The sequence below is a fragment of the Pseudomonas kitaguniensis genome (genome assembly GCF_009296165.1).
In the GTDB taxonomy this organism is placed as follows: domain Bacteria; phylum Pseudomonadota; class Gammaproteobacteria; order Pseudomonadales; family Pseudomonadaceae; genus Aquipseudomonas; species Aquipseudomonas kitaguniensis.
Genome location: NZ_VUAZ01000097.1, coordinates 24910 through 34731, shown reverse-complemented (window position 1 = coordinate 34731; position 9822 = coordinate 24910). Strand labels below are relative to the sequence as shown.

At 59.3% G+C, this 9822-nt stretch carries 9 protein-coding genes and 1 pseudogene; 3 read left to right on the top strand and 7 right to left on the bottom strand.

Annotated features, from left to right (window positions below):
* Nucleotides 1-181 precede the first annotated feature (181 nt).
* Nucleotides 182-793 (top strand): LbetaH domain-containing protein, encoded by a 612-nt coding sequence (locus F0169_RS28445; protein ID WP_152747130.1) that lies wholly within the window; start codon nucleotides 182-184, stop codon nucleotides 791-793.
* Here F0169_RS28445 and F0169_RS27925 read toward each other — a convergent pair.
* From F0169_RS27925 to ilvA, 3 genes and pseudogenes are all read right to left on the bottom strand, one after another.
* A pseudogene (locus tag F0169_RS27925) lies at nucleotides 786-964 on the bottom strand (IS66 family transposase); the annotation flags it as partial. The gene F0169_RS28445 and the pseudogene F0169_RS27925 overlap by 8 nt on opposite strands.
* Nucleotides 965-1321: 357 nt before the next feature.
* Nucleotides 1322-1735, bottom strand: a complete 414-nt coding sequence (locus F0169_RS16840; protein WP_122250011.1) for a DUF2269 family protein — start codon at nucleotides 1733-1735, stop codon at nucleotides 1322-1324.
* Nucleotides 1736-1785: 50 nt separating this feature from the next.
* Nucleotides 1786-3300: a threonine ammonia-lyase, biosynthetic gene (ilvA, locus tag F0169_RS16835; protein WP_058413702.1), complete on the bottom strand. Its 1515-nt coding sequence runs from the start codon at nucleotides 3298-3300 to the stop codon at nucleotides 1786-1788.
* A 136-nt stretch (nucleotides 3301-3436) separates the two neighbouring features.
* On the opposite strand from ilvA, the gene rpiA reads away from it, so the two are divergent.
* A complete protein-coding gene (rpiA, locus tag F0169_RS16830) occupies nucleotides 3437-4108 on the top strand; it encodes a ribose-5-phosphate isomerase RpiA (RefSeq protein ID WP_058413703.1) in 672 nt (223 codons plus the stop codon).
* 47 nt (nucleotides 4109-4155) lie between these two features.
* On the opposite strand, the gene F0169_RS16825 is transcribed toward rpiA, so the two are convergent.
* The 4 genes from F0169_RS16825 to F0169_RS16810 form a co-directional block, all read right to left on the bottom strand.
* Entirely contained in the window at nucleotides 4156-5061 is a 906-nt protein-coding gene (locus tag F0169_RS16825) for an SdiA-regulated domain-containing protein (protein WP_058413704.1), read from the bottom strand.
* Between the two features lie 119 nt (nucleotides 5062-5180).
* Entirely contained in the window at nucleotides 5181-6104 is a 924-nt protein-coding gene (locus F0169_RS16820; protein ID WP_058413705.1) for an SdiA-regulated domain-containing protein, read from the bottom strand.
* Between the two features lie 164 nt (nucleotides 6105-6268).
* Nucleotides 6269-6934, bottom strand: a complete 666-nt coding sequence (locus tag F0169_RS16815) for a fumarylacetoacetate hydrolase family protein (RefSeq protein WP_058413706.1) — start codon at nucleotides 6932-6934, stop codon at nucleotides 6269-6271.
* Between the two features lie 24 nt (nucleotides 6935-6958).
* Nucleotides 6959-8353 carry an FAD-binding oxidoreductase gene (locus F0169_RS16810; protein WP_058413707.1) on the bottom strand — a complete coding sequence of 465 codons (1395 nt, stop codon included), beginning with the start codon at nucleotides 8351-8353 and terminating at the stop codon, nucleotides 6959-6961.
* Nucleotides 8354-8557: 204 nt separating this feature from the next.
* Between F0169_RS16810 and serA the strand changes: the two genes are divergently transcribed.
* Entirely contained in the window at nucleotides 8558-9787 is a 1230-nt protein-coding gene (gene serA / locus F0169_RS16800) for a phosphoglycerate dehydrogenase (protein WP_058413708.1), read from the top strand.
* Nucleotides 9788-9822: the final 35 nt, after the last annotated feature.

The following is a 9822-nucleotide window of genomic DNA, read 5'->3' as shown; positions in this document are numbered from 1 at the left end:
GAGAGGCTTGCTGTCACATTGGACTGCATCCCTACCTGGAGAGGCTTGCTGTGTATCCGTCCGGTGAAGTCATCTACTCAGCACAGCCCTAGCATGGCCTGCACGTGAATTTTCGGGGGACTCTGTCCTGGCGTCGGCCGCGTGGGTCTACCCGCACATTACCCGTACCGGAGGAATTTCCATGAAGCGAGTTGAGATCAGTACGTTTATTACTCGGTGGCCATTGCTAGGCTTGGTGCCCCCAACCGCTTGGCTTGTTACTCAAGACTGCGAAAACCAAATTTTGGCCTTGCTGGCAGGTCTTGGTGCGGGTTATCGGCGCCATGGAGACTGTGCCATCCACGAAAGCGCCGTTGTGGAGCAAGGGGCTGTGCTGAAAGACCCGATTATCATCGGCGAAGGCTCATTTGTGGCGGCGGGAGCTTACCTACGTGGAGGCGTTTACCTCGGCAGCAATTGCATCGTTGGCCCAAGCTGCGAAATGAAAAGCAGCTTCATGCTCAGTGGAAGCAAGCTGGCACACTTCAACTTTGTCGGCGACTCGTTGATCGGCGAGGGCGTGAATATTGAAGCAGGTGCAATAATTGCCAATTACCGCAATGAACTGGATGGTGCAGACATCAAAATCCGCCATGGTGACAATGTGATCGTGACGGGAGTAAAAAAATTCGGTGCCTTAGTCGGTGACGGCTGCAAAATTGGAGCAAACGCAGTCATTGCTCCCGGCGCTCTGCTACGGCCAAACACCCACGTTCCACGTCTGGGGTTGATTGACCAGTTCGCCTACGATTAAGTGCGCAGCCGCATTGGCAGTGAGCATCGTCCGGTTCGTGATGGATCAACGTGCGTGTAAACTCTGCCGGCACTGCAGTGCGCGTGGGCTTTTGCTTTTTCTCGGTCGCCGCGGGCACTGTTTGCAACGCCTGAAGCTCTGCTTCAACCGCCGCGTATCGGTATCGATCACTTTCATGCGAATAGCGCGACGGTTGGCCCGTTCACTTTGACGGTGCCGCGCGGATACTGGATCTCGACGTAGATATTCGACGATGTAGCTTGCGAACTTGCTCCGCCCAACTGCATGGGTAACGGCATAAATGCAGGTTGCAGCGCCATGCTTTTCTGCGCGTGCATCCGCATCCATTTGTGGACGAGGCTGGGTAGATGACTTGGCCGGACGCATACCATTGGACTGCCTCCCAATCTGGAGAGGCTTGCTGTCACAGTGCATGCTTCCCAATCTGGAGAAGCTTGCTGTCACAGTGGGCTGCAATCCAATGTGGGAGGGGGCTTGCTCCCGATGCAGGCGACACGGTGCCACGTGTTAAACCGGCTTGGCGCCCATCAACCCGGCAATCGCCACGAACCCCAACAGGCTGACCACCGCCAGCACCAGGGTGAAGTTCAGGCTGCCGCCCTCGCCTTTGCGCAAGCGATTAAGCCGCGCCACCAGCCACAACCAGGCCAACGCCGCCACGCTGTAGAGGATGCTGGAGCCGAGTATCCAGGTTTGCCCCAGCGGCCAGCCGATCAAGTGCGCCAGCCACCAGCCGGTAAACGGCATGCTCAGCATGCACACCCCCATCAGCAACCACACAAACACCCACGGGCGTTGCACGGTAATCGCTGGCCCGACGCTGCGCTTGCGCCACGCCAGCAGCGCCAGGCCGAAGCCACTGAGCAGCAGCAACGCAGTGGCGGCGATGTGGATAACCTTGAGGGTGGTCAGCGTTTCCATGGGTATCGATTCCTTACAGGCCGCATAGGCCGCTCAGTCAGCGTAGTCGCTTAACCGAGGAACAACTGGTAGGCCGGGTTTTCGCTCTCATCCCAATACGGGTAGCCGATTTGCGCCAACGCGGCCGGCACCAGATGGCGCTCGTCTGCCGGCACTTGCAAACCTGCCACCACACGCCCGTCGGCGGCGCCGTGGTTGCGATAGTGGAACATCGAGATGTTCCAGCGTCCGCCTAATTTGTTAAGAAAGTTGAACAACGCGCCCGGGCGCTCCGGGAACTCGAAACGAAACACCAGCTCATCGCTGACTTTAGCCGCGTGCCCGCCGACCATATGGCGGATGTGCAACTTGGCCAGCTCGTTTTCGGTCAGGTCCAGCACCGGGAAACCCTGGCCGGTAAGGCTGGCGATCAAGGCGCTGCGCGGGTCGTTGTCCGGGTGGGTTTGCACGCCGACGAAGATGTGCGCCTCGCGGCCGGTGTGGTAACGGTAGTTGAATTCGGTGATCTGGCGTTTGCCCACGGCTTCGCAGAACGCCTTGAAGCTGCCCGGCTGCTCAGGGATGGTCACGGCAATAATGGCTTCGCGGCCTTCACCCAGCTCGGCGCGCTCGGCCACGTGGCGCAGGCGGTCGAAGTTGACGTTGGCGCCGGAGTCGATCGCCACCAGGCTTTGCCCGGTGACGCCGCGGGTCTCCACGTATTTTTTGATGCCCGCCACCCCCAGCGCGCCAGAAGGCTCGGTGATCGAGCGGGTGTCGTCGTAGATGTCCTTGATCGCTGCACAGATTTCATCGGTGCTGACCGTGATCACTTCATCCACATAGTCTTTGCAGATTTCGAAGGTGTAATGGCCGATCTGCGCCACCGCCACGCCATCGGCAAACAGCCCTACCGTCGGCAATACCACGCGCTCGCCCGCCGCCATGGCCGCTTGCAGGCAGTTGGAGTCGTCGGGCTCGACGCCGATGACCTTGATCTCCGGGCGCAGGTATTTCACGTACGCCGCGATACCCGCGATCAGCCCGCCGCCGCCCACCGGTACGAAAATCGCGTCCAGCGGCCCTGGGTGCTGGCGCAGAATCTCCATCGCCACGGTGCCCTGCCCGGCAATGGTGTGCGGATCATCGTAAGGGTGAATGTAGACGTAGCCTTTTTCGTCGACCAGTTTCAGCGAGTAGGCCAGGGCTTCGGGGAAGGAGTCGCCGTGCAGCACCACTTTGCCGCCGCGCGAACGCACGCCTTCGACCTTGATCTCGGGGGTGGTCTTGGGCATCACGATAGTCGCCTTGACCCCCAGCACCTTGGCCGCCAGGGCCAGGCCTTGGGCATGATTGCCCGCAGACGCCGTGACCACGCCGCGCGCGCGCTCTTGCGCGCTCAGTTGGGTCAGCTTGTTGTAGGCGCCGCGAATCTTGAACGAGAACACCGGCTGCAAATCTTCGCGCTTGAGCCAGACCTTGTTGCCGAGGCGTTCGGAGAGCTGGCGGGCGGTCTGCAGCGGGGTTTCTACGGCAACGTCGTAAACGCGCGAGGTGAGGATCTTTTTGACGTACTGTTCAAGCATCGGAAAGCATCACTGGGCGGGTGGGCAGGGCCAAGGAGTCTAACCCAGCGTTTGGCCGGGCGACCACACGAATACCGAGGTTTTGTTGGGGTATACTCGCCGCCCTCGATAACTCCCCGCCCGTTTCGGAGCCCGCATGACCCAGGATCAACTCAAACAGGCAGTGGCCCAGGCCGCCGTCGATTTAATCCTTCCCAAGCTTGACGACAAGAGCGTCGTCGGTGTCGGCACCGGCTCCACTGCCAACTGCTTTATCGATGCGCTGGCCCAGCACAAAGGCGCGTTCGACGGCGCCGTGGCCAGCTCCGAAGCCACCGCCGCGCGCCTCAAGGGCCATGGCATTCCGGTGTACGAGCTGAACACCGTGAGCGACCTGGAGTTCTACGTCGACGGCGCCGATGAAAGCGACGCACACCTGAACCTGATCAAAGGCGGCGGCGCAGCCCTGACCCGCGAGAAGATTGTCGCGGCAGTGGCTAAAACCTTCATCTGCATCGCCGACGCGAGCAAGCTGGTGCCGGTACTCGGTGCGTTCCCGCTGCCGGTAGAAGTTATTCCGATGGCCCGCAGCCATGTCGCCCGCGAACTGGTGAAGCTGGGCGGCGACCCGGTGTACCGCGAGGGCGTGTTGACCGACAACGGCAACATCATCATTGATGTGTTCAACCTGCAGATCACCAACCCGGTGCAGCTTGAGACGCAGATCAATGCGATCGTCGGCGTAGTGACCAACGGCCTGTTCGCCGCGCGCCCGGCTGACGTGCTGTTGCTGGGCACCCCCGAAGGCGTGAAAACCCTCAAGGCCTGAGTCACCTGATCGACCTGATCGTTCCCACGCAGAGTGAACGATCAGCTTCACTTTTTGAACACGTAAAACAGGTTTGGCTCGCTGACCAGGTACAAGCTGCCTTCGTCGTCCATGGCGATGCCTTCGGCCTGCGGCACACGTTTTTTCAGGCCATGGCGCCCGCTGAGTAGCGAAAGGCTGCTCAGCGGGCGACCGTCGATGTCCAGTTCCAGCACCAAAAAAGACTCATCGGACAGCGCCAGCAAGTGGCCGCTGCGCTCGTCGTATTGCAGGCTCGACAGGTCGCGCACAAACAACCCGGCATCGCGCTTGGGGTTGTTGATCACGTGCACCGAGTAGGTTTTTTCCGGTTTGAAATGCGGAAACCCATGCACTTCGTAGATCAGCATCGGGTCGCGTTCCTTGGCCACGAACAGGCGCTTGCCCACTGAGTCGTAGGCCAGGCCTTCGAACCCCTTGTTGCCACCGATGTGTACACCCAAGGTCATCTGCTCCGCGTCGGCGGCGTCGAGAAATTGCGTGTCGTCGTTCACGTGCACTTTGATCAGCCGCTGTTGGCTTTCATCGGTGATCACGTAAATGTTGTCGCTGATGAACTCCACCGCCTCGGCATCGCCGAAGCCCACCAGCGGAATGCGCCGCAAAATCGTGCCCTCCAGCGACAGCTCGATCAGTTCGGCGTTTTTATTGGTGACGGTAAACAGGCTTTTGCGCACCGGGTCGTAGGTGAGGGCTGAGACGTCGTCGTCGAGGCCTTCGATCACCTTGGCTTCCAGGGTGACGCGATAATCAGCCAAGCCAAGAGAGCGCTGATCGGCAGGCTGGTGCCATGCCTGCCAGTTAAACCACCCGCGCTCGAATAAACGCAATTGCTGCGCAACCACCCCGGAGGCCACCAGGGCGAGCAATAACACGATGAAAAACGCAGGTTTGGGACGGGCAAGTCGACGCATCAGGCAAGCTCAATATCAAAAGTGGCGAATGAATATCACGCCGGTCTGAATTTAAACTTAAACGCTGCCTGATGTCTGGCAAATGCCGCTCTTGGCGATGTATACGCCGTAATCGCCGGTTATTTCTGCTTCTCGAAACGGTAGAACAGGTTCGGCTCGCTGACCATGTACAGCGTGCCGTCCTCGTCCATGGTCACGCCTTCTGCGCGGGGGATGGTGTTTTTAAGGCCGTTGAAGCCACCGAGCACGGTCATGAAGCTGACTTGCTCGCCTTTTGCATCCAGCTCCAGCAGCAGATGGGAGTCAGCCGACAGCACCAGCAAGTGCCCGGTGCGCGGGTCGACGGCCAGGGCCGAAAGGTTGCGCATGTCCAACTCTGTGCTGGCGACTTTTTGCTTGTCGCCGGTCAGCGTGGTGCCATCGCTTTTCCAGGTAAACAGCGCGGGTGGGCGCTCTTCGCCAAGCACGATCTGTTGGTTGCGCTTGTCCCAGGTCACGCCTTCAAAGGCTTTGTTCTGGTCCTTGGACGGGCCGAGGTCGTAGCTCTTGAAGTCGGCGATATTCAGTTGTTGGGTGCTGGCGTCGACCTTCACCACGGTCAGCGTGTGCATGCGCTCATCGACAATGGCCATCAGGCCGTTCTCCATTACCGTCAGACCTTCCGCGTTGTTCCAGCCGATGAGTGGCATCTTGCGCAGCACATCGCCTTGCAGGCTCAACTCAACCAGGAAAGGATTTTTGCCCATCACTGAAAACAGCGTTTTGGTCTGTGGGTTGTAGGACAGGTCCGAAGCCTCGTCCTTCTCCATGCCCGGCAGCAACTTGCCATCGATCACCGCGTGGTAGTCCGGCAGCCACACGCTGGCTTGCCGTTCGGCTGGCGTTTCAAAACGCTCGGCCACCCACAGCACGCCGCGATCATCCCAGTGCATGGCCCAGGCAATGCCATACACAATCACCCCGGCCAAAAGCAGCCAGGAATACCAGCGCAGGGCAAAGCGTGAGCGGGGCTTGGGTGTAACCGAAGGCAGGGACACGGCCATTGAGCGCTTTTCCAGAAAGTCAGCTTTAGGTGATAGCACAGGATCGACGAGCCCGCGTGCTGGAAGCTGGGATTATCCGGATGAGGTGTGAAAAAAATGCGAACTCAGACTTTTTGATCGTTCCCACGCAGAGCGTGAGAACGATAGCCCGGTTTGCCTGATGTTTAGCGAACCACGCTTTCGAAGCGGCTGCCGCCTGCCAGTTCAAGCACCAGTTCATCACCCACGTTCAATGGCCCAACACCGGCCGGGGTGCCGGTGAGGATCACGTCACCGGCTTGCAGCGAGAAGCAACTGGCCATGTGCTGGATCATCGGGATGATCGGGTTAAGCATCTGCGAGCTATTGCCGTCCTGGCGCACTTCGCCATTGATGGTCAGGCGAATGCCGATGTCGGTCACGTCGGCGATGCTGCTGCTGACCACGAACGGTGCGATGACCGCCGCGCCATCAAAGGACTTGGCGATTTCCCACGGCAAGCCCTTGGCTTTAAGCTCGGCCTGCTTGTCGCGCAGGGTCAAGTCCAACGCCGGGGCGAAGCCGGAGATGGCATCCAGCACTTCTTCACGGCTCGGCTTGGTCGACAACGACTTGCCGATCAACACTGCGATTTCCGCTTCGTAGTGCACCGAACCGCGCTCGGTCGGGATAGCAAAACCACCCTCCAATGCCACCACGCAACTGCCCGGCTTGATGAACAGCAACGGCTCGGTCGGCACCGGGTTGTCGAGTTCCTTGGCATGTTCGGCGTAGTTGCGGCCGATACACACCACTTTGCCCAGCGGGAAATGGATGTTGGTGCCGTCGACGTACTTGTGCTGGTAGCTCATGAAACGACTCCTTCAGAGGGGTAGTTAAACAGCGAAGATTTTGCCGGGGTTCATGATCCCGTTAGGGTCGAACACCGCTTTTACTGCTTTCATGTATTCAATTTCAACCGGCGAACGGCTGTAGCTCAAGTAATCGCGTTTAGTCATGCCCACGCCGTGTTCGGCGGAGATCGAGCCGTTGTATTTCTCGACGGTCTCGAACACCCACTTGTTGACGGTGGCGCACTTGGCGAAGAACTCGTCTTTGCTGAGGTTTTCAGGCTTGAGGATGTTCAAGTGCAGGTTGCCGTCGCCGATGTGGCCGAACCAGACGATTTCGAAGTCCGGGTAGTGTTCACCGACAATCGCGTCAATTTCCTTCAAGAACGCCGGGACTTTGGAAACAGTCACCGAAATGTCGTTTTTGTACGGCGTCCAGTGGGAAATGGTCTCGGAAATATACTCGCGCAGTTTCCACAGGTTATGCAGTTGGGTCTCGCTCTGGCTCATCACGCCGTCCAGCACCCAACCTTGCTCCACGCAGTGTTCAAAGGTTTCCAGGGCGTGGTTGGCGACTTCTTCGGTGGTGGCTTCAAATTCCAGCAGCGCGTAGAACGGGCAGTCGGTTTCGAACGGCGCGGGCACATCGCCACGCCCGATGACTTTGGCCAGCGCCTTGTCGGAGAAGAACTCAAAAGCGGTCAGGTCGAGCTTGCTCTGGAACGCGTGCAGCACCGGCATGATCGAGTCGAAGTCGGTCGTGCCGAGCACCATCGCGGTGAGGTTCTTCGGCGCACGGTCGAGGCGCATGGTGGCTTCCACCACAAAACCCAGCGTGCCTTCGGCGCCGATGAACAACTGACGCATGTCGTAGCCGGTGGCGTTCTTGATCAGGTCGCGGTTCAGTTCCAGCACGTCACCTTTGCCGGTGACCACTTTCATGCCCGCCACCCAATTGCGCGTCATGCCGTAGCGAATAACCTTGATACCGCCGGCATTGGTGCCGATATTGCCGCCAATCTGGCTGGAACCGGACGAAGCGAAGTCTACCGGGTAATACAGGCCTTTTTCTTCGGCGACGTTCTGCAACTGCTTGGTCACCACGCCCGGCTGGCAGCGGGCAGTGCGGTCGGTGAGGTTCACTTCAAGAATCTGGTTCATGTAGTCAAACGACACCACCACTTCGCCATTGGCTGCCACTGCCGCCGCCGACAGGCCGGTGCGGCCGCCGGATGGCACCAGCGCCACCTTGCGTTCGTTGGCCCAACGGACGATGGCTTGCACCTGCTCGATGGTCTTGGGGAACACGATGGCGGTGGGCGCCGGTGCGAAGTGCTTGGTCCAATCCTTGCCGTAAGCCTCCAGGGAGTCTGCATCGGTCAGTACTTTACCGGGCTCAACCAGGGTCTTTAGCTCATCAATCAGGGCAGGATGGGTCATCGACAGAACTCTCGAACAATTCATGGTCATCCTGAGAACGCTTCACGTCGCAGGAATAGGTGTTTAGCGGGGCGCGTATGCTAGCATACCGCCCCCGCAGGACAGAGCCCAAGGGCGTTTCTGCGGTGACGGCTTTCCTGCCGTCCGGGTCAGCTTAAGGACCCGATTCCCTGCCATTTTTCCCCGGGACACAGGTTTACGCAGATGAGCAAGACTTCTCTCGATAAGAGCAAGATCAAGTTCCTTCTTCTGGAAGGCGTCCACCCATCGGCCGTCGAAGTCCTGAAGGCCTCCGGGTACACCAGCATTGAGTACATCACCAGCTCTCTGCCGGAAGCCCAGTTAAAGGAAAAGATCGCCGACGCGCACTTCATCGGCATTCGCTCGCGCACGCAGTTGACCGAAGAGGTTTTCGACCACGCCAAGAAGCTCGTGGCGGTCGGCTGTTTCTGCATTGGCACCAACCAGGTTGACCTCAACGCAGCGCGCGAGCGCGGCATCGCGGTGTTCAACGCACCGTACTCCAACACGCGTTCCGTGGCGGAGCTGGTGCTGGCCGAGGCCATCCTGCTGCTGCGCGGCATCCCTGAGAAGAACGCTTCCTGCCACCGTGGCGGCTGGATCAAAAGCGCGGCCAACTCCTTCGAAATCCGCGGCAAAAAGCTCGGTATCGTCGGTTACGGCTCGATCGGCACGCAGCTTTCGGTGCTGGCTGAAGGCTTGGGTATGCAGGTGTTTTTCTACGACACCCTGACCAAGCTGCCACTGGGCAATGCTACCCAAGTGTCGAGCCTGAACGAGTTGCTGGGCATGTCCGACATCGTGACCCTGCACGTTCCTGAAACCGCTGAAACCCAGTGGATGATCGGCGAGAAGGAAATCCGCGCGATCAAAAAGGGCGGCATCCTGATCAACGCTGCACGCGGCACCGTGGTTGAGTTGGACGCCCTGGCCGACGCGATCAAGGACAAACACCTGATCGGCGCCGCTATCGACGTGTTCCCGGTAGAGCCGCGCTCTAACGACGACATCTTCGAAAGCCCGCTGCGTGGCCTCGACAACGTGATCCTGACCCCGCACATCGGCGGTTCCACCGCTGAAGCCCAAGCCAACATCGGCCTGGAAGTGTCGGAAAAACTGGTCAAATACAGCGACAACGGTACGTCGGTGTCGTCGGTCAACTTCCCGGAAGTGGCCCTGCCGGCTCACCCTGGCAAGCACCGTTTGCTGCACATCCACCAGAACATTCCGGGTGTGATGATGGAGATCAACAAGGTCTTCGCGGAAAACGGCATCAACATCTCCGGTCAGTTCCTGCAGACCAACGAGAAGGTTGGCTACGTGGTGATCGACGTCGACGCCGAGTACTCAGACCTGGCGCAAGAGAAGCTGCAGCACATCAACGGCACGATTCGTAGCCGCGTGTTGTTCTAACGCTCGCACCGCAACAAAAAATGGGAGACCCGCAG